Genomic DNA, 24,209 nt, shown 5'->3' with positions numbered 1-24,209 from the left:
TATTGAATTCCTGATCAAATTCCCCAGTAGTTTGTTGCTACAGGCTACGGTCGCAACCTTATCCTTTTTGGATAGAGGTTGCGTTTTAATTTGTATTAGTAATCTAGGACGTGATTCGAAGTAACAGCTTGTTGGCGGATCATATTTTATTATGGCATCATACCTTTAGCAGCTGTTCCACCGTTACATCAGTCATGGAAGCCACCTGCAAATCCGCACCTGCCAATTTTTCCGTCGCTGAAATTCCGACTGCGTACATACCCGCTGCTTTAATGCCGGCAATGCCTGCCTGAGCATCTTCAAACCCGATCGCTTCTTCTGGCGCAATGTGGATACTTTCCGCTGCTTTGATAAAGATTTCCGGATCAGGTTTGCCTTTTTTTAGACTTTCCGGATCAACGATATGAGCGAAATAATCAAGGACGCCCAGTTTTTGCAAAATCATCGGCGCGTTTTTAGAAGCAGAGGCTAATGCACAGGGAATCGAATGGGCTTTGGTTTGCACTAAAAAGTCGTGAACGCCCGGTAATAGATCAGCTTCCGTAAGATTGGCCAGCAACTTAACATATTCGTCATTTTTTTGTTCAGCTAAACGTGTTTTTTCTGCTGCCGTATAGTCTTTTTCCTTGTGTCCGTATAAAAGTATTCTATCTAAAGAATCCATTCGGCTGATTCCTTTTAGTGTTTCATTGAACGCCTCATCAATCGTGATGTCTAAGCTGGCGGCTAAATTTCTCCAAGCAGTGTAGTGAAATTTGGCAGTATCAGTAATGACGCCGTCTAAGTCGAATACAAACCCTTTTTTCATATATAGGCTCCTATCTTTTTTAGTAGTTAATCGTTGTAGTAGTCTGTGCAGTTAATGAGTGAAGCTGATTGTTTACCAGAACAGTGGTGTCTTTAGAAGGCTGAATTTGTACGCATTCTTTGGTGATCCTTAAGTGATAGTGCACACCTTTATGCTCTAATGTAAACGTCATATCTGTCCAGTGCTGTGGTAAGTTTGGCTTAATAGAAAGCTGTTTTTGTTTAAGCTCAACGCCGGCATAAGTCGTCAGTGTGACATAAATAGTGGCTGCCATTACACCCGTATGAATGCCTTCAGCTGTCGTACCGCCTTGAATATCCTGATAGTCAGAATATAGAGCTTCTTGATACAATTGCCAGGATAGTTCGTGATGAGCGACTTCCTCGGCTAACTGGGCATGGACAATTCTGGAAAGAGTAGAACCGTGAGAGGTACGCTTTAAATAGTACAAAAGGTTCTTTTCTAAATAATCCTGCGGTAACTCATAGCCAAGATCTGTTAAAATTTCGTCGATTTTTTCTTTGTTCAAATTGTAAAACAGCATTAGTGTATCTGCTTGCTTGGCGACTTTATAATCATCCGGCGATTGCCCTTCGGCTTTCAAAATCCGATCCATCCGATAGATATTGCCGTACTTGGCTTTCGCTTGTTCCCAGTCGATTTCTTTTAAGTCAAAATAGCCTTCATATTGTGCAATGATGCCTTCGTCGCTGACTTCAATCGTTAAGTGTTTACGAATATCCTTCATCGTTTCCAAATTTTTTGAAGTAATTCCAGTTTTTGACAATAAATTCGCTTTTTCCTGCGTACTTAATAGTGAGAGGATATTTTCAAGTTCTTCAAAGAGCCAGACTACCATCAGATTAGTATAGGCATTATTTTTTAGTCCGCTTTCCGTGCTATTCGGGTAAGCTTCATGAAATTCATCTGGTCCCATGACTTTATCGATGTAATAGCGTTTGGCGGCTGCATCATAGGTGGCTGCACTCCGCCAGAAGTTGGCGATTTCCAGCAGCATTTCAGCACCATAGTTTTTCATAAATGAGTCGTCATCTGTGTTATGCCAATACATCCAGACATTATAGGCGATGGCCAGTGAGACGTGTCGTTGTAAGATACTGTGATCTTCGCCCCATTCTCCATTTAAGGGATTTAAGTGCAGCTTTTGTGTGTCTTCACTGCCGTCCAGTCCTGACTGCCAAGGGAACATAGCTCCTTCGTAATGACTTTCCGCCGCATTTTTTTTCGCCTTTTCCAAGCGGTTGTAGCGATACATTAGAAGCTGCTTGGCAGTTTCCGGAAAATGCAAAATATAAAACGGCAATATAAAGATTTCATCCCAGAAAATATGACCGCGATAGGCTTCACCATGAAGTCCGCGTGCTGTCACGGATACATCCAGCTCATTATTACTGAATGGAGAAGCGGAGACCAGCAGGTGATAGATGTGCGTACGTAGCAGTTTTTGCGACATTAGATCGCCGGATAGCTGTATGTCTGCTTTGGTCCATAAGGCTTGCCAGGCTTGTTTACTTTGTGCTAATTCTTTGTCAAAGGCTTGCGCTTTAGCACTCGGCTGTTGCCAGCTTGCTTCAGCGATGGAGGCTTGGACTTGTACATGCTTTTCCAAGGTGTACTCCTGCTGTTTTTCGGCTGTAAAGGCAACGATCTGACTAATTCGCTCCGTTTCAACGATTGATTTCACAGCTTCTGCTGTAAAGAAGTCGCCGCTGATGGCTGCGGTTTGGCGAATCCGTATATTAGACTGATTGGTTTCGACTTCGATAAACGAATCTGCCTGCTGAGCTTGAATTTGTGTCACATGAAAATGCTTGGCGGTCAGATTGCGGTATCTCTCTACGTTATAGTTATAAACAGAAGCGTCCGATAAGGTTTTTACTGTGATTTTGTCTGTAAAGTTTAAAGGTTTGATAATGTATTTGATGCTGTAGTTGTTCATTTTAGCCATATTAACCAGCTTATAAGCGGTCAGTTGGATCTGTTGTTGTTTGTCTTCAATAATCATAGTAGAGGTGAACAAACCGGCTTTTAAATCCAAGTTTCGGTGCAGCTGCAGCAAATTAGCCTGATCTAAAGTTAACCAATCACCGTTTTCACCGATTTTAATGAAGATCGCTTGATTATCCGGTGTGTTAACAAAGTCTTCGTTGGCAACGAGTTGTCCTGCAACTTCTGATTCTTCTTCGTTATATAAACCAGCGATATAAGTAGCGGGATAGTGTTCTTTGGAAAGCGTCATATCTGGTGTCGTACCGCGTAAGCCCATGAAGCCATTGCCGACCGTCAGCAGTGATTCAACAGAATATTCTTCTTTTCCGGGCGTGTAGCCATAATAATCCAAGTGCCAAACCAGTTCTTCCCATTTTTTTGAAAAGGCTGCTTCTTCATCATCTGAAGCTAATTCTGCTTCTGTTAAAATCGGCATGTTCAATAATTCCGAAAAAGCCTTTATCAGATTTTCTATGCTAGTGTTTAATAAAGTTGTCCGCGGGTTTTCATGATAAAAAGCAGCAGGGACTGCTTTAAAAATGCCGCCGCTTGCTGCAGGAAAGCGTTCCTTAATCTGTTTTGCTAAAGCAGCAGCTGTCTGTGGTAAGGAAAAATCTGAAAAAGAGAGTGCCAGTGCTGCTTTGTTTGTTTGCGGTTTTTCAGTAACATGTAATGCTGTTGCGGTGAGGTCAAATTGTAAATAATTCATCATCGTAAGCTCCTGACTATATTTTTAACTTGTATAGACATGTTGATGTTTTCGTTTTCATTATAGTATGGATGTCTTGTAAATACAAGTGCGAAGTGGTAAAAATCAATTAGGTGTCGCTGTATGGTTAGGGAGAGAGCTATTTTTTTAAGGGAGAATATGCTATCATTTTCAGTAAATATCCTAGTGCGGAGGGATGACATTGAATAAATTTCATGATATTTTTTTAGAATTGGAAAAAGGAATTCTTGAAGGGGTTTATCAGCCCGGAACACTTTTACCAAGTGAGAATCAACTAGTCGAACAATATTCAGTTTCACGTGAAACGATTCGTAAAGCCTTGAATTTGTTAATTAATGCTGGCTACATTCAGAAAAAACAAGGAAAAGGCTCCATTGTTTTAAATGTTAGAAAGTTTGATTTGCCGATTTCAGGCGTAATTAGCTATAAAGAACTGCAGCAGGCTCAAAAAATGCAAAGTATAACAAGAGTCGTGGAATTGGCAGAGGATCAGGTCAGTGAATCTTTGGCTCAGCTGACTGGCTGGACCAAAAATGCGCCGATTTGGCGATTAGTCCGTCAACGCGAGATTGATGGAGAAGTGGTGATTGTGGACATTGATTACTTGCTGAAAGAGATCATAGAAGAGTTGCCCAAAGAGCGAGCGGAAGATTCGATTTATGATTACTTTGAAAATGATTTAGGTCTAGCGATTAGTTATGCGCAAAAAGAAATTACAGTGGAACCAATCACAGAAGCAGATCAGCGTTTAATGACACTTGATAAGGATACGCATGTTGTCGTTGTACGCAGTGTGGTTTGTTTAGAGGATACCCGTTGTTTTGAATACACAGAATCCAGACACCGGTTGGATAAATTTAAATTTGTCGATTTTGCTCGGCGCCGCAAAGCATAATTACAACGATAATAGTGGAATTGTACGTAGCTGCAGGAATAAAGGAGGGCAATGTATGGACTATCAGGTAAAACATTTTTCAGAATTGACGACAAAAGAATTTTATGAAGTGGTGAAATTAAGAACTGCCGTTTTTGTAGTGGAGCAACAGTGCCCTTATCAGGAAGTAGATGCTGCGGATGAAAATGCATGGCATACATGGTTGACAGAAGGAACAGAGCTGATTGGTTATACACGAATCATAGATCTTGGTGCAGCGGTCACTTTTGGCAGAGTGTTAATTAAAGCCGAGTATCGCAAAAGAAATTTAGGCGCCAAGCTAGTTGCGGAAACCTTGAAGGCCATAGCAGAAAAATATCCACAGCGACCGATTAAAATTGGTGCGCAGGCGCACCTGACTGATTTTTATGGAAGCTTTGGTTTTAAGCCAGTATCAGAAGTATACTTGGAGGATGGGATTCCTCATGTAGACATGTTAAAGCAAGCTTAGGTGTGATCCACGATTATGAAGGGAGTCGGGAGTTATGACAGATATTCGCACAACGATTGCCGACACACGATTTGATGTTAGAGTGTGCGGGTTATTGCTTGATGGCGAGCGCTTTGTAGTTTCTACTGAAGAGGACGGCACCAGGACTCTTCCCGGCGGAGCTGTTAAAATCGGGGAAACGACTGAAGCAGCGGTTATTCGCGAATTTTACGAAGAAACGAATCTGCAAGTTCAGCCCAGATGTTTACTGGCAATTATTGAAAATCACTTCGAATTAAAGCAACAGCGGCACCAACAGATTATTTTTGTTTACGAGCTGACAAAAAGCAAAGAGGATCAGATTTTGCAAAAAGAAGCAGTTTTAGCACAATGGCAGCCCTTAACAGAAATAGTACATCTAAAGCCGACAGGGCTAAAACAGCTGCTAGGAAGCAGTGAAACACCTTTACATATTATAAATAAAGAAGGAACCATTGCCTAAATTCATAACAAAAAAAAGCTCGAAGAACATAACAATGTCTCCGACCTTTAAACTCATTTCTTAGTCTATGAAGCTTGCCGCTTCTATTATTATAATTTTGGCTCTTTTGGTACTTGCTCGTGTTTGATTGTTGCTTGTGCCTGATTTTGTGCCGCTAACAAATCGCGAATTTGTTCTAAATATTCTTCGCTGGTAGGTGTTGCTTCGGCTGCTTCCGGCTCTGGTTTTTTCTTAAATTTATTTGCTGCTTTTACAATTAAAAACAAGACAAATGCCGTGATTAAAAAAGTGATAATGGCACTAATAACATCGCCGATTTTAAATTGAACCCCTTTTACCGGGAAAACAAGTGCACCTAAAGCATCATCCGCACTTTGTTTGCCTGTCGTTAAAACAAAGACTAAGCTGACTAAGGGTGTGATTAATCCCTCTACGACTTTTGTAACAATTGCCGTAAAAGCAGAACCAATAACGACCCCAACGGCTAAATCAAGTACGCTACCGCGCATAATAAACTCTTTAAATTCTTTAATCATTAGTTGACCTCCCTTTCTCACCATTTAGTATACAGAAAAATACAAAAATTTTAAAATGAAAGACTCTTACATAAAGGAAAGAGTAGTAAGCTATGCTATAATTAAATAGATACGAAACTTTAAAAAAACATTTAAAAATGACCAGAGGATTGTAATAAATGCTGGTCTTTATTATGATGAAATCACAGAGGAGCTGACAAGATGCCGATTGCACTAGCACAAGGAGTCAACTTACACGTTGTCCCAACTGAAAAATATAAAACTGTCCGGATTTTAGTTCGGTTTAATACACGTTTAAATAAAGAAACCATTACTAAGCGTACGCTTTTATCCAGTTTATTGGAAACTAACAGCTTGAACTATCCCGATCAGGTAAAATTAAGTGAGAAACTCGCAGAATTATACGGCGCCAGTTTTGGGATTAACGTAAACAAAAAAGGAAATCTACATTGGTTAAATCTGTCGATGAATTTGGTTAACGACAAGTATTTGGAAAATAGTCATGTACTAAAAGACGCAGTTGATTTTGTCAAAGAGATCTTATTTTATCCGAATATTACGGCTGGTAAATTTGATCAGGAAACCTTCCAGCGCGAAAAAGAAAATTTAAATGCTTATTACGAGAGCGTATCAGAAGACAAGCAGACGTATTCTGCCTTGGCGCTACAGAGTCTTTATTTTGAGCGCTCTGAAGATCAACGTGTGCCAAGCTTTGGGACAGCTGCTGATTTAGCTAAAGAAACGGCTGAAAGCATTGCCGTCTATTACCAAAAGATGATTCAGGAAGATCAAGTAGATATTTTCGTCTTAGGTGACGTTGAAGAAGCAGAGGTTAACGCGTTGTTCAGCACGCTGCCGTTTACCGATCGTGAAGCGGGCATTGCGGATATTTTCTACACACAGCCGGCAACGAATGTTATCAAAGAACGGTCAGAGCAAGAACCTTTAGCCCAATCAAAATTAAATCTAGGCTATCATACAGATGTGTATTATGGCGATGAAAACTATTTTGCTTTGCAAGTTTTTAACGGAATTTTTGGCGGATTTCCGCATTCTAAGCTATTTATGAATGTCCGTGAAAAGGAAAATTTAGCGTATTATGCATCGAGTAGCTTTGATACCTTCCGTGGAGTGATAAATGTTCAGACAGGAATCGATGGGAAAAACCGAAACCAAGTCCTTCATTTAATTGCAGCGGAACTTGAAAATATCCGTTTAGGAAAAGTCACAGATTTAGAAATTCAACAAACAAAAGCGATGTTGAAAAATCACTATTTACTTTCATTGGATAATCCCGGAACCCTTTTGGAAAACCGCTATTTAGATGATTTAATCCCGCATTTACGTTTGGATGATGATGAATGGCTGCGCCGCTTAGAAGCCGTTTCTCTAGCAGATGTCCAACGTGTGGCCAAGAGGATTCAGCTGCAGGCCATTTTCTTTTTGGAAGGAGTGAAGACCGATGCATAAAAAAGAATATCCACAAATTAAAGAGGTTCTTTATACAGAAATATTGGACAACGGCTTGACTGTCTATTTACTACCTAAAAAGGAATACAACAAAACATACGGTTTATTTACGACAAATTATGGTTCTATTGATAATGAATTCGTACCGTTAGGGCAAAAAGACTTTGTGGAAGTCCCGGATGGCATCGCGCACTTTTTAGAGCATAAAATGTTTGAAAAAGAAGAGGGTGATGTGTTCCAACAATTTGGGAAGCAAGGCGCTTCTTCCAACGCCTTCACCAGCTTTACGAAAACCAGTTATCTTTTTTCTAGCACTGATCAAGTGGAAACGAATTTGAAAACCTTACTGGATTTTGTACAGGCACCTTATTTTACCGAAGAAACTGTAGAAAAAGAAAAAGGCATTATCGGTCAGGAAATTCAAATGTATCTGGATGATTCCAACTGGCGTTTATTCTTTGGAATTTTAGGTAATTTATATCCTAAGCATCCGTTGCATATTGATATTGCGGGGACTGTTGAAAGCATTGCCGATATTACAGCAGAAGATTTATATACATGCTACAACACTTTTTATCATCCGAGCAATATGACTTTGTTTGTAGTAGGTAAGATGGATCCTGTAAAAATGATGGACTTCATTCGTGAAAATCAAGCGGCTAAAACGTTTGCTGAAGCACAACCGATTCAACGTAAATTTCCTGAAGAAACAGCTGCGGATATTGTTAAAGAAAGCTCTATTGAGATGGCGATTAGTCGTTCAAAAGTAATTGTCGGGCTAAAAGGCTTAGACGAAGCACCAACAGACGGTAAAGAACTACTAAAATATAAGTTAACAGCGAATCTGTTATTCCAGCTGCTTTTCGGTAATACCTCACAAAATTATTTAGATTTGTATAATGAAGGACTGCTGGATGACAGCTTTGGTTATGAATTCAGCTTAGATCGCAGCTTCCACTTTGCTGATTTTGGCGGAGACAGCGATCAGCCTGAGAAATTAGCTGAGCGTATCGAAGAAATTCTTTTAAATGTGGAGCAGAGCAAAGAAATCACTCCTGAAAATCTCTCTCTCTTAAAGAAAAAAATGATCGGGAAATATTTCCAATCCTTGAATTCTCTAGAATACATCGCTAATCAGTTCTCACAATCTTTATATGGAGAAACGACCTTGTTTGATACACCAGAGGTTATTGAAAGTATTGAATTGGCAGATGTGAAAGCTTTAGCGGAGATCTTGATACGTAAAGAAGCGTTGAGCCGTTTTTATATGTATCCTAAAAAATAAATGTGAACTTAGACAATTAAAACACAGGGGTCAAAAGCACTGGCAGAAAATCGCTTGCTTTTGTTCCCGCCTTGTTTTTAGATAGAAGTAATTGGCGGCTAATAATATTTAGAGCTATTAAGTAGGGAAAATCAAAAAAGTTTCTAATTTAGTTGAAAACTTTCAAAAATGTTATCCTCAGCAGGATTTTTTTATGGTATGCTTAAATGGTTAGAGACAGTAAATTCGTTTGTTTTTACGCAATTTTAAGCAAACAAGATGCTAGGCGTTTGCTGCTAATTATACATAAGAAAATCTTTCATAACATAGAGCGTTATTACATTAAACGAACTCAAAGTAATTTGAAAAATACCTGTAAAGCAGGTGCTTACCGATAAATTAGAAAGACTGGAGAAGATGGACGAGTGGCCAGCGTAAATATTGGAAAAAAATTAAGAGACGCACGACTGCAGCGAAATATGTCATTAGACGAACTGCAGCAAATTACGAAAACACAAAAACGCTACTTAATAGCGATTGAAGAAAATGATTTTGATTCTATGCCGGGCACTTTTTATGTGCGCGCGTTTATTCGTCAATATGCAAGTGCGGTTGGCTTAGATGGAAATGAATTAGTTGATATTTATAATGGGAAAGACGAAGAAGAGGATATAGAATCAGCGATTCAATTTGAGACATTAGACGAGTCTCGTACGCAGATGTATGATGAAAATAGTGGATTTAAGCGATTTACACATAGCCTGCCTGCTATTGTTTTTTCTCTGATTGGGTTGGCTATCGTAATTATTGTATTTTACATTACTTGGCAAAATCGTCAGGCTGGTCCGATTATTACACCGCCTCCATCAGAAATCATCACAGAATCTGAATCTTCTGAAGAGCGAAGTACTGAATCAAGTCAGACATCAAGTACGACGACAGAATCAACAACGACAACTTCGTCGTCTGAACCTGCGCCAACTGCTGAAGTGACGTTTTTAGGTGAATCAGGTACTACGGTAAATATGAGTGCCGCAAATGTTACAAATCCTGCAAAACTGGAATTTACAGCTACAACGGGTTCTTGTTGGGTAGGCGTATACATTGCTACAGCAGCTAATAATGATAATGGCTACTTCTTTCAGGAAACGATTCAGCCGGGAGCCCCTAAGTCTGTCGACATCCCGGAAGGAACTACTCAAATAGTTATTAGCTTAGGCGCTTCTGAGTATATGACCTTTAAAGTAAACGGTCAAAATGCAACATTTAACCCGAATAATTCAGGTATTGGTCCTAGAAACATTAATATGACCTTTGCTTATGCCCAGACAGCAGAGACTTCTGAGTCATCTGAGACATCTCAACCAGTAGCGCAGTAGTTTATACGAACAAAATGATAATTATAAGTGAGAAAAATAGCGGCTATTTTATGAGTAAAGCGGCTACTTTTCTCACTTATTTCTTGAAAAAAATTTGTTGTACAGAAAGTCTGTCTTTTTTCGTGACAGTTCTTATTAGATAACGTAAAATATATAGGAGAAGAGAGGGGTAACAATTAGTGAATCTACCAAATAAGTTAACCGTTATTAGAATTTTTATGATCCCGTTATTTATTATCGTGGTGAGTGTACCAATGGATTGGGGCAGTATCAGCGTGTTTGGTACAAGCTTAGCCATTACCCAATTAGTGGGAGCGATTATTTTTGCTGTTGCGAGTATTACAGACTGGCTGGACGGTAAAATTGCCCGAGCAAGAAACTTGGTGACTAACTTCGGTAAGTTTGCCGATCCTTTAGCAGACAAGATGCTGGTAATGACAGCATTTATTGTTTTAGTTGGTCAACACAAAGCACCGGCTTGGGTTGTTGCGATTATCATTTGTCGGGAACTGGCAGTTACTGGCTTGCGTTTGCTCTTAGTTGAGGGCGGCGAAGTAATGGCTGCGGCTTGGCCGGGAAAAGTGAAAACAGCAACACAAATGGTTGCCATTATTCTATTATTTATCAATAATATTCCCTTTGTGGCTATTGGGCTGCCATTGGATCAAATAATGCTGTATCTATGCTTGCTGTTCACAATTTATTCTGGCGTAGATTACTTCGTCAAAAATGCAAGTGTGTTTAAAGGCTCAATGTAAAGCGTAATAAAAAAATCTGATTTTCACTCCTAAAGAGTAGAAAATCAGATTTTTTTGTTAAATCCAAGGACCGCTGATCATACTCCACACTGCTGCGCCGAGTCCTAGAAGGAGTAAAATAATTCCAATTGCTATTAAGGGATTAAATCGTTTTTTCTCTTTTGTTAACAATTTAGCCAAAGCTAAAAATAGAAAACCTAAAATAAATAATAAGCCGTTAAAAAAGAAGGTAGAAACCCAGCTTTTATTTTGACTTTGACCGGTTAAGGCTTGCTTAATTACTTCCTGCTTAGACAGTTGATAGTTTGCGCTGGGTGCCGGGATAGTCGGTGATACTTGGGTCAGTCCACTGTCGATCGATAGCTTGCCTGCATTAAGGGTAAATGCGGGTGTCGTATTTTTTTGAATTAACGCATAAAAGTCCTGCTCCAGCGTCAGCTTGTCCTGATTAATTGTTTGTTTTCCTGCAGTCAACAGCTTTTTGTATTCATAAGTCGCAAAAGCACGATCAAAAATGGCGTTACCAAAGGCGTGGCGCTGTAGTTCGCCTGTCTGATCATCCCAGTTTCCCACTCCTAATACAATTTCAATTAGACGGGTGTCTCCACGCTTGGCCGTCGCTGCATAATTAAAGCCGCCGCTTGGACTAGACCCTGTTTTTAAACCATCTGCGCCTTCATAGCCATAGGCTAGGCCCGGCAATGAGTAGTTGTGATTTTCCAAAGTTTCAGCGTAAGGCGTGTTTTCCATGATTGTCATTTGTGTCGGACTTGTATAAGTAGTAGTCTCAGGATAATTCTTTAATAAATGATAAGATAAAATAGCTAAATCACGTGCGGTTGAACTATTATCTGCGGTTTGGTCAATGCCTTGCGGGCTGTAATAGCCATTAAAAGAGCTTGTTTCAGCTCCGCTGCAATTGTAAAAAGTGGTATTCGTCATACCTAATTCTTTTGCTTTATCGTTCATCATATGAATGAACTTTGCTTCGTCACCGTTTGTGACTAAATTGGACAGCATAACCGTTGCTACATTTGAGGATTGAACCAGCGTAGCGTAAAGCAGATCGCGGACTGGGTAATCAACGCCGGAAACGATCGAGTTGTTACTTAACGCATAGATTTGCGAAATGGCTTGATCGTTATCATTAGCTTTTACAGTTGTATCTAATGTAAATTGACCATTTTTAATAGCTTCAAATACGAGATATGCGGACATTAGCTTAGCGATGCTTGCCGGATTCCATTTCAAATCGGGATTGTCCTCCCACAGCACCTGCCCGGTATCCGCCGAGATTACGATGGAGGCTTTGGGTCTATATGCCTCACTGGTTTCATACCCGGCATTTTGTGTAATGGTTAAAATATCTTCTTGCGCATAGGCGTTTACCGCCGTAAATAAATTTGAAAAATAGCCGATAAATAATAATAATGCGCTGAATTTCAATAACATACATCTTTTCTTCATGTGAACATCCTTTGCAATTAATCTTGTTCTTTTAAAATATTTTTAGTAGTGCCATAATAAGCTGATTGAAAACAACTTTTTCATATTTTCAGAAAGGCAGTCAGTGTATTGTAACAAATTTTTCAGCTTCTTGTCAGAGAATACCTCTTTTTTATAAAAAACTTAGTTGCTTTTGCCGAGGGAATTTGCGTGCGTCAAGCTGATAAATTTTATCAGCATTAACGAAACACTTGAATGTTGCTGTCAACGATGGTCTGTCGTTGTCTCCCAGCAGGAAACTAAACTATTGGAAGTTCCCAAATCGATTCCTATTATTCTCATAAATACTCCTTTTTAACCAACATCTGTTTCTTTTTTTAATATATTACTTTCATTTTACGTGAAAAATCTGAAAAATTATAGTTTTTTTTAATGACTTTAAATAAAAAGTAATTTTCACATTAATTTGGTATACTTAAGTGGACGGAGGTGTTTTAGGATGAAAATGGAGCAGGTCTTCGCCTCGCAATGGAAAAAATTTGCAGCTTATGTCGATCAGGGAGAGTTACTTTTGCCTTTTTATCCTAGTCATACTCAAGCAAAACTGCATTTTTTGGAAAAGGTACAATCCAATGACGGCACAGCTTTTGTCGCTTATGAAGGAAAACGGCCACAACTCTTTTTTTGTGTGGAGCAAGGACAGGTAACTAATGCTTTTGTTGCTTCAACGGCAGAAATTAGCTGGTCAAAATTTTTCCAAGGAATTGAATATTTTTACAAACAACGATTTCAGTGTGAGATCCGCTTCGCTTTTTCTGAACCTTTGAATAACTATTTGCAGGAATGCTTCAGCAAGCAGGGCTATGTTAGAGAGGACAGTACTTTTGTTAAAAAGCTGAGCTACAATACCGCTTTAGTACTGGGTGGCGGTGGTGCTAGAGGTGCCTACCAGATTGGTGTTTGGCAGGCCTTGAAAGAGCTGGAGATTCCTATCACGCTAATTACAGGAACATCCGTTGGTGCACTGAACGGAGCGTTGATTCTACAGGATGATTTTGACGCAGCCAAAGAGATGTGGGAAAAAATCACAACGGAAAAAATTCTTTCTTTTCCGGTAGCGAACAATTCAGCGGATACGTTTGGCGGTCTGTTAAATCAGATCAGTGCCTTTACTTTAGCGGCGATTCAATCAAGAGGTGTATCTACACAGCCGCTGCAGCAATTAATTAAAGACACATTTTCACTTGAAAAAATGCAGCAAAGTCCGCTTGATTTTTATTTGGCGGTTACAGAGCTGCCCGGTATGACGGAAAAGGTTGTTCGTTTTAGTGAGTGTCCCGATCAGTGGCAAAGCTGGTTGTTGGCTTCCGCCTCTTTTTTCCCGGCGATGGCTGCTGCTCGGATTGACGGCCATTATTTTGTAGATGGCGGCTATCGTAACAATATTCCGGTGGATTTAGCTTGTGCTCACGGTGCGACTGAATGTATTGTTGTTGATGTAAAGGGCCCAGGGATTACAAAATCTGTGAAGGTTCCCAGAGAAATGAGTCTTTCCCTCTTGCAAACGCCGTGGTCGATGGGCAACGTGCTGCTGTTTGACGGTATGCGTTCCATGCAAAATATTCAATTGGGATATTTAGAAGCAATGAAGAAAATCGGACACAAATATCTGGGCTATTGGTATACCTTTGATGAATCAGCGGATAGCTTAAAAGAATTTCAACAGTCTTTTTTTCGCTTTCTGAAAGAAAATTACCAAATAAAAATTGGACAAGTTTTTAAACAGCAAAATAAAATCTATAAAAAAATGCGTAAATTATATAAAGACAGGGTGTACACTGAAACACTTGGTTTAGCTTTACTTGAACTGCTAGCCAAAAGCAATGAACTTTCTGCTGCCAAGCTATACACAATTCAAGAGCTGATCGAACAGCTGCAACGAAAACAACAGCTGCAAACGCCGCTGACTGATACACTCGGCATGATTTCTGTTCAGGAATGGCTGAAAAAGTATTATGATGATTACTTTTTACTTTCAGATAAACAGCAGTTATTATTGTTGAGTCATTTATTGAACGCAGATCTAGAAGACAAGCAGCAACGCTTAGTCTTTTTAATGGATAAGCTGCCGGTACAAACATTACAAATTTTAATGAAAGAATTCATACAACAAGGAGTGAAGGAATAATGGCACAAGAATTTTCATACGAAATCGTTAAAGAAATAGCTGTATTATCAGAAAGCGTCAAGGGCTGGCGCAAGGAATTCAATTTAGTAAGCTGGAATGGTCGTCCGCCAAAGTTTGACTTGCGGGAATGGGCGCCAAACCATGAAAAAATGGGAAAAGGCATCACGTTAACCAACGAAGAATTTGCTCAACTATCAGAAGCAATAAAATCTATGTAGAAAGGACACCCTGTCGATGAAAAGTATGACTGGCTTTGGTAAAGCAGCCTTTTTAAATGAAACGTACCAAATAGATGTAGAAATTAAAAGCGTCAATCAACGTTTTTTAGACCTTCAGCTGCGGATGCCTAAAGAGGCAAATCCTTATGAAATGGCGATTCGCCAAGTGATGAAAGAAACCTTGCAGCGTGGCAGAATTGAAGTGTATATTACTATTCAAAAAAACGGCAGCCCCAACAAAGAAGTGCAGATTCACTGGGATTTAATTCATCCGCTGATTCGTGAGATGCAGCAGGAGCTGGCGGCCAACTATCCGCAGGCGCAGCTTGATCCGGCGCAGGTTGTTCAAAACTTAGTGAATCATTCAGAGTATGTTGAAGTGACAGAAAAGCAGGAAGTAGACGAAGTTTTCGGCGATTTTTTGTTGGAAACGGTCCAAGAAGCAGTAAAAAAAGTAGATCGCAGTCGTCAAATTGAAGGGGAAAAAATTCAACAGGTACTGCTTGCGTATTGTCAGGATTTTACTCAGTTAACTACGGAGATTACGTCCTTTGTTGCGGAATATGAAAAAGATTATCGTGAAAAATTTGAAGCGAAGCTGAATGAATGGCTAGGCAGTCAGGTTGATGAAGCGCGTTTATTAACGGAGATGGTTATCTTGCTTGAAAAAGGCGACATCCATGAGGAATTGGACCGTTTAGCCATTCATATAGCTAAATTAGAGGATCTGCTGGTTCAAACGACACCTGTCGGGCGGGAGTTGGATTTTCTGATTCAGGAAATGAATCGGGAAGTAAATACGATCGGTTCTAAATCAAGCCCGATTACAATCAAAAATCTTGTCGTACAGATGAAAACGATTCTTGAAAAAATTCGTGAGCAGATCCAAAATGTGGAATAAATAGTAATTAATTGGTGATTTACCTCTTTCAAGTTATAATAAAAGAGAAGAAAACAAAGAGGTGACTAATTATGCCAAAATATTATGATGTAACCTTCCATGAGCTAAGCGGGAAATCTGTCATAAAAAGACAAATCGTTTCAGATAAAGAACCCTTTGACGTATGGGAGGATGCCTGCGAGTCATTCACTGAAAATGAATTGAAGATTCGAGTGAACGAAGCTACTTATATCACGTTAAATCGTCGTTTTGTTGTGCGTGTGGATGCGGAGGAAGTAGACGGTCCGGTCGATAAGCAAATTAAGCGTCATGATGAACTTATGGGTGTGGTAAATACCTTGTCTAATATGGGCTTTTAAAAAGAACAGAATTGATTTTTTACTTTTGAGGTGACCACAAAAGTTGTCCGTGAAAACGACAACTTTTGGCGGTCTCCTCATTTTAGTATTATCAATTTATAAAAAGAGTAAAATCCCTAGAGCTGCCAGAAACAAGCCAAAGCCTAAAACAGTCAATACGCGTGTCAAGGCAGTACCTCTGCGTTTGCTGACGCTTCTGCGGCGGACTTCTATGACAGGACGTTTTAAAGTTTGTGATAGAATCAACGCTACGACACCTAGAACAGTCAACAATAGACTCAGCAGGTAGTGAGAATCCTTCTTTTGGGACTTTATTTTCTTTTTTGTTTTTTCCTGCGGCTTTCTGGTCAGTGGCAATTTTTTTGTTATTTGATAAGCAACGCTTGGTGCTGCAATCTTTTCAGAAACCTGACCGTATTCGCTAGCTAAAGTTAACTGTCCGTCATTTAGCTTGAAGTCGGGCGTGCTGGATTTTTTGACAAGGCCATAGAAATCCTTTTCTAGGTCAATGGTTTCTTCATTAACGGTGTGTTTTCCTTTAGGTAATAATTTTTTGTATTCATAAGTCGAAAAAACATGATCTAAAATCGCATTTCCTGCTACATGTCGTTCATATTCACCTTCTTGATCGCTCCAGTCGCCAACGCCTAAAACCACTTCTATAAGACGTTGCTTCCCTTTTTTGGCTGTTGCAATATAATTAAAACCGCCACTTGGACTGGAACCTGTTTTTAAGCCATCCACGCCGTCATAGCCATATTTAGCGCCTGGAAGTGAATAATTGTAAGTTTCAAATGTTTCAGCGTGAGGCGTATTCTTCATGGTGGTTACGACAGGTTCATTGGTGAAGGTTAAAACCTCAGGATAATTTTTAATAAGATGATACGTTAAAATCGCCAAATCTCTAGCTGTCGATTTGTTGTCGCCATTAGGATCAATATCCTTTGGTGCATAGTAGCCGTCAAACGCACTGACTTGGGCACCGCTGCAATTGTAATAGGTTGTATTTGTCATTCCTAATTCAGCGGCTTTGTCGTTCATTTTCTTAATAAAGGCTGCTTCGTCATTATCTGAAACTAAATTAGCAACCATTAGTGTTGCTACATTTGAAGAAGGGACCACCATCATGGAAAATAGCTCGCGCATAGGATATTCAACGCCGGCAGTGATGTTATTGTTGCTTAACGCATAAATTTGAGAAATGCTTTGGTATTTTTCATTGGCAGTAATGGTGGTATCCAAGGTGAATTTTCCTTGCTCCATCGCTTCAAATGCTAGATATAAGGTCATCACTTTAGCAATACTGGCTGGACTCCATTGCAAGTCAGGCTGATCAGACCACAAAACCTGACCAGTGTTGCCATCGATTACGATAGAAGATTTTGGCAAATACTCTTTTTTTACTGGAAAATCGGTTTCTTTGGAAAATGTCAATATGTCTTCTTCCGCATGGCTGACGGCGGCAAAGCTTCCCAATGATAAGCAAGCAGCAGCTAAAAACAGGACTACTTTCCTAAAATATTTTTTTCTGAACATATACCTAAATCCCTTCATTTTTAATACAGTATGTAAAGAAGCTATGTACGAAAATAAGTAATACTTTCATTTTACTTGAAAAAGTAGCAGACTGTATACCTTTTTTTCAATAAGAATTGTGACAATTTTGATAGGTTGAAGAAAAGTTTTCATTTAAATACTGGAAAGTCTTGAAAAATAGGTAAAAAAAGTGCATTATAGAACTAATACTTAATTGATATCCAACTGTATGAATTAGCAGCTTGGTTGAGGTTAAAAGTTGACTAGGAGTTGACTCAGAAAGTGATTCTTATTTTTTTTGGAATTCTTTTGAGTAAAGCTTCAAATGAAAGGAAGTCGTCATGTCAGAGCGTGGGTTATTAATTGTATTGTCAGGTCCTTCTGGAGTTGGTAAAGGAACAGTCCGAAAAGCGATTTTCGATAGTGAAGAAAATGATTTTCAGTATTCAGTATCGATGACTACCCGTAAAAAACGGGAAGGAGAAGTTGAAGGCGTCGATTACTTTTTCCGGACAAAAGAAGAATTTGAAGCAATGATCGAAGCTGGGGAAATGTTGGAGTATGCGCAATATGTGGGGAATTACTACGGGACGCCATTATCTTATGTCAACCAGACGCTTGATGAAGGCAAAGATGTCTTTTTAGAAATCGAAGTACAAGGCGCGGAGCAGGTTAAAGAAAAAGTGCCCGATGGTGTATTTATCTTTTTAACGCCGCCTGATTTAGCAGAATTAAAATCCCGGATTGTCGGTCGTGGTACGGATGCTCATGAAGTGATTGAAGAACGCATGCGTGTTGCTCGCGAAGAAATCGAAATGATGGCATTATATGATTATGCTGTTGTTAATGATGAAGTGCCTCTTGCGGTAAAGCGAATCAAAGATATTATTGCAAGTGAGCATTTTCGCGTGGACCGCGTGATTGGTAAATATATAAAAATGTTAAAGGAGATGTAGCCTTATGATGCTAAAACCATCTATTGACTCATTATTAAAAGAAGTACCTTCAAAATATTCTCTTGTGATTCTTGCAAGCAAGCGTGCCCACGAATTAGATGAAGGCGCACAGCCAACCTTGGAAAGCTTTGAATCAGTGAAAAGCGTCGGCAAAGCCTTAGAAGAAATCGATGCGGCGACTGTCGTCAATGATCCAAAGCCGGATGAAAAGCGTGAAAGAATGCGTTTGGCTAAAGAAGAACAAAAAGTAAGACACGACCAAGAACAAAAAGAACTTGAAAATCGCATCCGCGACGAAAAAAGTTTATAATACGCGCAAGAGCTGAGATGAAACTTTACCCGTTTTATCTCAGCTCTTGTCTGATATCAGACGTTTATTTTACTACTAGTCATTAATTATTAGTAACAATAATAATAGAGGCAAGACAAATAAAAGATTCTTTAGTACAATAAGCAAAGAAAAGCTGGATGCACTAAAGCTAAGAGCTGATTAATGGAAGGGAGGCTTCACGATGAGGAAAGCGGCACAAGTAATTGTAGATGTACCAACAATGCAGACGGATCAGCCGTTTACTTATTTGATTCCTTCTGATGTAGAAGGACAATTAGCCGTTGGTATGCGGGTAGAAGTTCCTTTTGGAAAAGGCAATCGACATGTTCAAGGCTTTGTTTTAGCTATTGAAGAAGTCGCAGAGACCAATCTTTCAGCGCAGGCTTTTGAATGGAAGGAAATTCTTTCTGTGTTGGATTTAAAGCCGGTTTTAAACACTGAGCTGTTGGCGCTGGCCGATTATATGAAAGAAAAGACCTTTGCCTTTAAAATTACTTGTCTACAAACGATGCTGCCTAGCGTGATGCGGGCTGATTATCGAAAATACATATACTTAACAGACGAACTGGAAGAAACATGGCAAGAGGCGCTTTTTGACGGGTTGGATGAAATTGCGTGGGAGGATGCCGTAGCCAAAAATATTTTACCGCAGCTGATGCAGCTTCGCCGCCAACAAAAAGTTGATATTCGCTATGAAGTAAACACGCGCAACAAGGTGAAGAAAATCCGCCATATTTCAGCACAGATGACGTTTGAGCAGCTGGAAGAAGCACGGCTGGATTTACGCAAAAACTCGCAAAAGAAAGAGCAGCTGCTCACTTATTTACAACAATTGGGTTCGGAAGCATTAACCTCTGTGAAGGAAATGAAAATGCTGGGGTTCAGTACTGCGGTGCTGAATGATGCGGCTAAAAAGGGCTGGCTGACCTTCGTTGAGACGGAGACCTATCGCGATCCTTTTGCTGACCAAACCTTTGAAAAAACGACGGCACTTTCCTTAAATGATGAGCAAAAAGCAGCGGTAGATCAGATCCTAACTTCTGTGGATCAAAAAAATAATAAGACCTATTTGTTGGAAGGGATTACCGGCAGTGGCAAAACCGAGGTTTACCTGCAGGTAATTGCCGAAGTGCTGACACAAGGCAAAACGGCTATGATGCTGGTTCCTGAAATTTCTTTAACACCGCAAATGGTTCAGCGCTTTAAAAGCCGTTTTGGTGAACAGGTCGCAGTCATGCATAGCGCACTTTCTCAAGGAGAAAAATATGACGAGTGGCGTAAAATTGAACGTGGTGAAGCACAGGTCGTGGTTGGTGTTCGTTCCGCTATTTTCGCTCCATTGGATAATTTAGGTGTTATTATTATTGATGAAGAGCATGAGGCTAGCTACAAGCAGGAAGAAACACCGCGTTACCATGCACGGGATTTAGCCATTTGGCGTGGGGCGTATCACCATTGTCCAGTTGTTTTGGGGAGTGCGACGCCTTCGCTGGAATCGCGTGCCAGAGCGCAGAAGAATGTATATGAACGGTTGATTTTGACGCAAAGAGCAAATCAGACGGCTACCTTGCCGACAATTGAAGTCGTTGATATGCGGGAAGAGATTCAAAATAAAAATAACTCTTCTTTTTCTCTTGCTTTACAGGAAAAATTGCAGGATCGTTTTGTTAAAGGTGAGCAAAGTGTACTACTTTTAAATCGTAGAGGCTACTCTTCCTTTGTGATGTGTCGTGATTGCGGGTACGTATTGCCTTGTCCCAACTGTGATATTTCCTTAACACTGCACATGGATACGAAAACAATGAAGTGCCATTATTGTGGACATGAAGAACGTATTCCTTACCGTTGTCCTAACTGTGACGGCGATAAAATCCGTTATTATGGAACGGGGACGCAAAAGGTTGAAGAAGAGCTACAGCAATTATTTCCTGAAATGCGTGTGTTGCGTATGGATGTGGATACAACACGCAGAAAGGGCGCTCATGAAAAGCTATTGACAGCTTTTGGTAATCATGAAGCCGATATTTTGCTGGGAACACAGATGATTGCTAAGGGGTTGGATTTTCCCAATGTGACCTTAGTCGGTGTTTTAAATGCGGATACTGCGTTGAATCTTCCCGATTTTCGTTCAAGTGAACGGACGTTTCAGTTGCTGACTCAGGTGAGTGGACGAGCGGGACGTGCAGAAAAGCCGGGCGAAGTGATTATCCAATCCTTCAATCCGGAGCATTACGCTATTCAACTGGCTAAAGCACAGGATTTTGAGGATTTTTATCAAAAGGAAATGTACGTTCGTCATCGTGGGGATTACCCGCCGTTTTACTATACTGTACAAATTACAGCCAGTCATCCGGAGGAAAATCAAGCAGCGAAACAAATGTTTGAAATCGTCAATGAGTTGAAAAATGGCTTGTCGGATCAATGCATCTTGCTTGGCCCAACGCCGAATGCTATTATGCGTGTGAATAATCGGTATTTCTATCAGGTCATCATTAAATACAAAAATGAACCTAATCTGCAGCCTATCTTGAAAAAGATTTTAACCGATACGCAGCGAGCGACTGCGCACGGGCTGAAATTATCCATCGACAGTGAGCCGATGAACTTTATTTAATTTATGACACTACGAAAGGAGACTTTATGCGCTATCCAATTGTTATCCACCCAAATGAACGGCTGACGAAAAAAGCGCAGCCGGTGACAATGATTACAGATGAAATTATTGAGCTTTTAGAAAATATGTACGAAACAATGGTGGCCCACGACGGTATCGGACTAGCAGCGCCGCAAATCGGCAAGGACCTGCAGCTGGCAGTTGTGGAAATTGATGAAGAAACGGGCTTGTTTGAATTAATCAATCCGGAGATCATTGAACGCAAAGGTACGGATATCGATGTGGAGGGCTGCTTAAGTATTCCTGAAACATTTGGTACAGTTGAACGGGCGGATGAAGTAACCGTACGTTATTTTGATCGGGAAGGCGATGAGATCGAGGTGACAGCTTATGGCTATTTGGCCAGAGCTTTTCAGCATGAAATCGATCATTTGAACGGTGAATTGTTCATTGATAAAATCATCGATCCGATTAAACCGGAAGATTTAGAGGCATATATGGAGGAGCATTTAAATGACTAAAATTATCTTTATGGGAACACCAGCCTTTTCGGTGCCTATTTTAGAAGGACTAATAGAAAACGGCTATAACATTCAAGCGGTTGTCACCCAGCCGGACCGCCCTGTTGGCCGTAAAAAAATCATTACCCCGACACCAGTAAAAGAAGCAGCGCTCAAGCATGACTTGCTGGTGCTGCAGCCGGAAAAAATTTCTGGTTCAGCCGAAATGGAAAAAATTATTGAACTAGCACCGGATGTGATTGTTACGGCTGCTTTTGGCCAATTTTTGCCGGAAAAAATCTTACAGGTGCCAACGTTTGGTGCAATTAATGTGCATGCTTCTTTATTGCCAAAATACCGCGGCGGCGCACCTGTTCATTATTCAATTATTGAAGGAGAAAAAGAAACTGGCGTGACGATTATGGAAATGGTGAAAAAGATGGATGCCGGAGATATTCTAGCACAAAAAGCCATTCCTATTACTAAACAAGACGATGTAGGCACGATGTTTGAACGGTTAAGTATTGTAGGAAAAGAGCTTTTGCTAGAAACCTTGCCGAAAATTCTAGCCAAAGAGATTACACCGATACCACAGGACGAAAGTCAAGTGACCTTTTCACCAAATATTACTAGAGAACAAGAAAAAATCGATTGGCAGAAAACCGCTGAGCAGGTGGACAATCAGGTGCGCGGTATGCGACCATGGCCGACGGCGTTTACTACGTATCAAGCAACCAACTGGAAAATCTGGGCGGTTACGCCGTTGGAAGAAACAACAACAGCGGCTCCCGGTACGATTGTGAAGCGCAGTAAAAAAGAGTTGTGGATTGCTTGCGGTCAGGGAACTGTTTTAGCTATTAATACCCTGCAGCCGTCCGGTAAGGGAAAATTATCCATTCAGGATTTCCTCAATGGTGTCGGTAAAGCAGTAACAGAAGCGGATAAGGTGGGCTAAAAAGAATGGGAAAAAAGATACCAGCAAGAGTAAAAAACTCCGTTCGTTACGTAGCGCTTAGAACAATTGAACGTGTCGATAACGGCGGAGCGTATTCCAACCTGCTGCTCAACGAAATGATTAACAAATCCGCGCTAAGTGAAAAGGATAGCCGCCTGTTTACAGAGCTTGTTTATGGAACAATCAGTCGGAAGCTATTATTAGAATATTACTTAACGCCGTTTATTCAAAATCCGAGGAAGGTCGACAGCTGGGTGAAAAATTTACTAAGTTTGTCTGTCTACCAATTAGTCTTTTTAGATAAAATTCCAGATCATGCCATTATCAATGAAGCGGTGGAAATCGGTAAACATCGCGGCAATAGTGGTATCGGCAAGTTTGTTAATGGTGTGCTGCGGGCTTTTCAGCGTGAAGGCGTGCCGAGTTTAGAAAAAATCAAAGATCCGGTTGACCGTTTGGCAGTAGAAATCAGTATGCCAAAGTGGCTGACAGAAAAGCTAATCAAGCAATTAGGTAGCGAAGAAACCAGAAAACTGGGCTTGTCCTTATTCGAGAAAAGTCATGTCAGCGGTCGCGTGAATATAAATGAAATCAGCATTTCCGCTGCATTAGATGAATTAAAAAGAGAGGGCATCGAGGCTTTGGCCAGCGAAGTATCGCCTTATGGCATTGTTGCAGAAAAAGGCTTTTTAGCCGGTAGCTATCTATTTGAAACAGGCCAGCTGACTATTCAGGATGAAAGCTCCATGCTGGTAGCTCCTGCCATGCAGATTGAGCCTAATCATGTTGTACTGGATGCTTGTGCTGCTCCGGGAGGAAAAACAACGCATATCGCAACCTTCTTGGATGCTAAAAAAGGCGGTCGTGTAAAAGCTTTGGACATTCATTACCATAAAATAAAGCTGATTAAGCAAAACGCAGAACGTCTGCAGGTGAAAGCTGTCGTGGATACAGAAAAGCTGGATGCACGTAAAGTAGGCGCGGAATTTCCTGCTGAATATTTTGATCGGATTTTGGTGGATGCCCCCTGTTCTGGACTTGGCTTGATGCGACGTAAGCCAGATATCAAGTATCATAAATCAGCAGAGGATTTTGAGCAATTACCTAAAATTCAGTTGGAAATTCTGGAAAGTGTTGCCCGCACATTAAAACAATGGGGTATAATGGTCTATAGCACATGTACCATTGCGCAGGAAGAAAATCAAGAAGTCGTTTCTGCATTTCTAAAGAAACACCCTGAATTTAAAAAGATCGATGTTGTTGTAAACGAAGTGGTTCAGTCTGCGGTTCAGGAGCAAATGCTGACCTTATACCCGCATCAATTAGGAACAGACGGCTTCTTTATTTGCTGTATGCAGAAAGTTTGTTAAACGAGGTGAAACAC

At 40.3% G+C, this 24,209-nt stretch carries 21 protein-coding genes and 1 pseudogene; 17 read left to right on the top strand and 5 right to left on the bottom strand.

Features of this window, described 5'->3' with window-relative positions; genetic code table 11:
* Window positions 1–157: 157 nt before the first annotated feature.
* On the bottom strand, window positions 158–808 hold the full coding sequence (gene pgmB / locus ABH902_RS11220; protein ID WP_404590807.1) for a beta-phosphoglucomutase: 651 nt from the start codon (window positions 806–808) through the stop codon (window positions 158–160).
* A gap of 19 nt (window positions 809–827) precedes the next feature.
* Window positions 828–3,568: pseudogene (locus ABH902_RS11215) on the bottom strand (glycoside hydrolase family 65 protein).
* 161 nt (window positions 3,569–3,729) lie between these two features.
* On the opposite strand from ABH902_RS11215, the gene treR reads away from it, so the two are divergent.
* The 3 genes from treR to ABH902_RS11200 are packed head-to-tail and all read left to right on the top strand — an operon-like array spanning window position 3,730 to window position 5,414.
* On the top strand, window positions 3,730–4,443 hold the full coding sequence (treR, locus tag ABH902_RS11210) for a trehalose operon repressor (RefSeq protein WP_404590806.1): 714 nt from the start codon (window positions 3,730–3,732) through the stop codon (window positions 4,441–4,443).
* 55 nt (window positions 4,444–4,498) lie between these two features.
* Window positions 4,499–4,933 (top strand): GNAT family N-acetyltransferase, encoded by a 435-nt coding sequence (locus ABH902_RS11205; protein ID WP_404590805.1) that lies wholly within the window; start codon window positions 4,499–4,501, stop codon window positions 4,931–4,933.
* A 34-nt stretch (window positions 4,934–4,967) separates the two neighbouring features.
* Window positions 4,968–5,414 (top strand): NUDIX hydrolase, encoded by a 447-nt coding sequence (locus tag ABH902_RS11200; RefSeq protein ID WP_404590804.1) that lies wholly within the window; start codon window positions 4,968–4,970, stop codon window positions 5,412–5,414.
* Window positions 5,415–5,503: 89 nt separating this feature from the next.
* Here ABH902_RS11200 and mscL read toward each other — a convergent pair whose 3' ends face one another.
* On the bottom strand, window positions 5,504–5,950 hold the full coding sequence (gene mscL / locus ABH902_RS11195; protein ID WP_404590803.1) for a large conductance mechanosensitive channel protein MscL: 447 nt from the start codon (window positions 5,948–5,950) through the stop codon (window positions 5,504–5,506).
* Between the two features lie 201 nt (window positions 5,951–6,151).
* Here mscL and yfmF point away from each other — a divergent pair, with 201 nt between their 5' ends.
* The 4 genes from yfmF to pgsA all read left to right on the top strand — a co-directional run bounded on the left by yfmF (window position 6,152) and on the right by pgsA (window position 10,821).
* Entirely contained in the window at window positions 6,152–7,420 is a 1,269-nt protein-coding gene (gene yfmF / locus ABH902_RS11190; protein WP_404590802.1) for an EF-P 5-aminopentanol modification-associated protein YfmF, read from the top strand.
* Window positions 7,413–8,705 carry an EF-P 5-aminopentanol modification-associated protein YfmH gene (yfmH, locus tag ABH902_RS11185; RefSeq protein WP_404590801.1) on the top strand — a complete coding sequence of 431 codons (1,293 nt, stop codon included), beginning with the start codon at window positions 7,413–7,415 and terminating at the stop codon, window positions 8,703–8,705. Before yfmF ends, yfmH begins: the two co-directional genes overlap by 8 nt.
* 404 nt (window positions 8,706–9,109) lie before the next feature.
* Window positions 9,110–10,063 (top strand): helix-turn-helix domain-containing protein, encoded by a 954-nt coding sequence (locus ABH902_RS11180; protein ID WP_404590800.1) that lies wholly within the window; start codon window positions 9,110–9,112, stop codon window positions 10,061–10,063.
* Between the two features lie 179 nt (window positions 10,064–10,242).
* Window positions 10,243–10,821 (top strand): CDP-diacylglycerol--glycerol-3-phosphate 3-phosphatidyltransferase, encoded by a 579-nt coding sequence (pgsA, locus tag ABH902_RS11175; RefSeq protein WP_404590799.1) that lies wholly within the window; start codon window positions 10,243–10,245, stop codon window positions 10,819–10,821.
* Window positions 10,822–10,878: 57 nt separating this feature from the next.
* Here pgsA and ABH902_RS11170 read toward each other — a convergent pair whose 3' ends face one another.
* Window positions 10,879–12,288 carry a DUF1958 domain-containing protein gene (locus ABH902_RS11170; RefSeq protein ID WP_404590798.1) on the bottom strand — a complete coding sequence of 470 codons (1,410 nt, stop codon included), beginning with the start codon at window positions 12,286–12,288 and terminating at the stop codon, window positions 10,879–10,881.
* 478 nt (window positions 12,289–12,766) lie between these two features.
* On the opposite strand from ABH902_RS11170, the gene ABH902_RS11165 reads away from it, so the two are divergent.
* From ABH902_RS11165 to ABH902_RS11150, 4 genes are all read left to right on the top strand, one after another.
* Window positions 12,767–14,455 (top strand): patatin-like phospholipase family protein, encoded by a 1,689-nt coding sequence (locus tag ABH902_RS11165; RefSeq protein WP_404590797.1) that lies wholly within the window; start codon window positions 12,767–12,769, stop codon window positions 14,453–14,455.
* Entirely contained in the window at window positions 14,455–14,673 is a 219-nt protein-coding gene (locus ABH902_RS11160; protein ID WP_404590796.1) for a YdbC family protein, read from the top strand. Before ABH902_RS11165 ends, ABH902_RS11160 begins: the two co-directional genes overlap by 1 nt.
* Window positions 14,674–14,689: 16 nt before the next feature.
* Window positions 14,690–15,574 (top strand): YicC/YloC family endoribonuclease, encoded by an 885-nt coding sequence (locus tag ABH902_RS11155; RefSeq protein WP_404590795.1) that lies wholly within the window; start codon window positions 14,690–14,692, stop codon window positions 15,572–15,574.
* A gap of 71 nt (window positions 15,575–15,645) precedes the next feature.
* Window positions 15,646–15,933, top strand: a complete 288-nt coding sequence (locus ABH902_RS11150) for a hypothetical protein (RefSeq protein WP_404590794.1) — start codon at window positions 15,646–15,648, stop codon at window positions 15,931–15,933.
* A gap of 96 nt (window positions 15,934–16,029) precedes the next feature.
* Here the strand turns inward: ABH902_RS11150 and ABH902_RS11145 are convergent, their stop codons facing one another.
* Entirely contained in the window at window positions 16,030–17,469 is a 1,440-nt protein-coding gene (locus ABH902_RS11145; RefSeq protein ID WP_404590793.1) for a DUF1958 domain-containing protein, read from the bottom strand.
* A gap of 341 nt (window positions 17,470–17,810) precedes the next feature.
* On the opposite strand from ABH902_RS11145, the gene gmk reads away from it, so the two are divergent.
* The 6 genes from gmk to rsmB all read left to right on the top strand — a co-directional run bounded on the left by gmk (window position 17,811) and on the right by rsmB (window position 24,195).
* Window positions 17,811–18,425 carry a guanylate kinase gene (gene gmk, locus ABH902_RS11140; protein WP_404590792.1) on the top strand — a complete coding sequence of 205 codons (615 nt, stop codon included), beginning with the start codon at window positions 17,811–17,813 and terminating at the stop codon, window positions 18,423–18,425.
* A 4-nt stretch (window positions 18,426–18,429) separates the two neighbouring features.
* Window positions 18,430–18,735, top strand: coding sequence for a DNA-directed RNA polymerase subunit omega (gene rpoZ / locus ABH902_RS11135; protein WP_404590791.1), 306 nt, complete (start codon window positions 18,430–18,432; stop codon window positions 18,733–18,735).
* 202 nt (window positions 18,736–18,937) lie between these two features.
* Entirely contained in the window at window positions 18,938–21,370 is a 2,433-nt protein-coding gene (gene priA, locus ABH902_RS11130) for a primosomal protein N' (protein ID WP_404590790.1), read from the top strand.
* A gap of 26 nt (window positions 21,371–21,396) precedes the next feature.
* Window positions 21,397–21,891: a peptide deformylase gene (gene def, locus ABH902_RS11125; RefSeq protein WP_404590789.1), complete on the top strand. Its 495-nt coding sequence runs from the start codon at window positions 21,397–21,399 to the stop codon at window positions 21,889–21,891.
* Window positions 21,884–22,825 (top strand): methionyl-tRNA formyltransferase, encoded by a 942-nt coding sequence (gene fmt / locus ABH902_RS11120; RefSeq protein ID WP_404590788.1) that lies wholly within the window; start codon window positions 21,884–21,886, stop codon window positions 22,823–22,825. Before def ends, fmt begins: the two co-directional genes overlap by 8 nt.
* 5 nt (window positions 22,826–22,830) lie before the next feature.
* Window positions 22,831–24,195, top strand: a complete 1,365-nt coding sequence (gene rsmB / locus ABH902_RS11115) for a 16S rRNA (cytosine(967)-C(5))-methyltransferase RsmB (RefSeq protein ID WP_404590787.1) — start codon at window positions 22,831–22,833, stop codon at window positions 24,193–24,195.
* The last annotated feature ends 14 nt before the right edge of the window (window positions 24,196–24,209 follow it).

Origin of the sequence: Enterococcus sp. UD-01 (genome assembly GCF_044909655.1) — a bacterium.
GTDB lineage: Bacteria > Bacillota > Bacilli > Lactobacillales > Enterococcaceae > Enterococcus_L.
The sequence above is the reverse complement of the archived record's forward strand: the minus strand, read 5'-3'. Positions and strand labels throughout refer to the sequence as shown.

Coding starts and splice junctions, on each gene's coding strand:
- ABH902_RS11155 (WP_404590795.1), top strand. CDS start 14,690: ATGAAAAGTATGACTGGCTTTGGTAAAGCAGCCTTTTTAAATGAAACG.
- fmt (WP_404590788.1), top strand. CDS start 21,884: ATGACTAAAATTATCTTTATGGGAACACCAGCCTTTTCGGTGCCTATT.
- ABH902_RS11170 (WP_404590798.1), bottom strand. CDS start 12,288: ATGAAGAAAAGATGTATGTTATTGAAATTCAGCGCATTATTATTATTT.
- priA (WP_404590790.1), top strand. CDS start 18,938: ATGAGGAAAGCGGCACAAGTAATTGTAGATGTACCAACAATGCAGACG.
- def (WP_404590789.1), top strand. CDS start 21,397: ATGCGCTATCCAATTGTTATCCACCCAAATGAACGGCTGACGAAAAAA.
- ABH902_RS11200 (WP_404590804.1), top strand. CDS start 4,968: ATGACAGATATTCGCACAACGATTGCCGACACACGATTTGATGTTAGA.
- gmk (WP_404590792.1), top strand. CDS start 17,811: ATGTCAGAGCGTGGGTTATTAATTGTATTGTCAGGTCCTTCTGGAGTT.
- ABH902_RS11145 (WP_404590793.1), bottom strand. CDS start 17,469: ATGTTCAGAAAAAAATATTTTAGGAAAGTAGTCCTGTTTTTAGCTGCT.
- yfmH (WP_404590801.1), top strand. CDS start 7,413: ATGCATAAAAAAGAATATCCACAAATTAAAGAGGTTCTTTATACAGAA.
- mscL (WP_404590803.1), bottom strand. CDS start 5,950: ATGATTAAAGAATTTAAAGAGTTTATTATGCGCGGTAGCGTACTTGAT.
- ABH902_RS11160 (WP_404590796.1), top strand. CDS start 14,455: ATGGCACAAGAATTTTCATACGAAATCGTTAAAGAAATAGCTGTATTA.
- ABH902_RS11205 (WP_404590805.1), top strand. CDS start 4,499: ATGGACTATCAGGTAAAACATTTTTCAGAATTGACGACAAAAGAATTT.
- pgmB (WP_404590807.1), bottom strand. CDS start 808: ATGAAAAAAGGGTTTGTATTCGACTTAGACGGCGTCATTACTGATACT.
- rpoZ (WP_404590791.1), top strand. CDS start 18,430: ATGATGCTAAAACCATCTATTGACTCATTATTAAAAGAAGTACCTTCA.
- ABH902_RS11150 (WP_404590794.1), top strand. CDS start 15,646: ATGCCAAAATATTATGATGTAACCTTCCATGAGCTAAGCGGGAAATCT.
- rsmB (WP_404590787.1), top strand. CDS start 22,831: ATGGGAAAAAAGATACCAGCAAGAGTAAAAAACTCCGTTCGTTACGTA.
- yfmF (WP_404590802.1), top strand. CDS start 6,152: ATGCCGATTGCACTAGCACAAGGAGTCAACTTACACGTTGTCCCAACT.
- ABH902_RS11165 (WP_404590797.1), top strand. CDS start 12,767: ATGAAAATGGAGCAGGTCTTCGCCTCGCAATGGAAAAAATTTGCAGCT.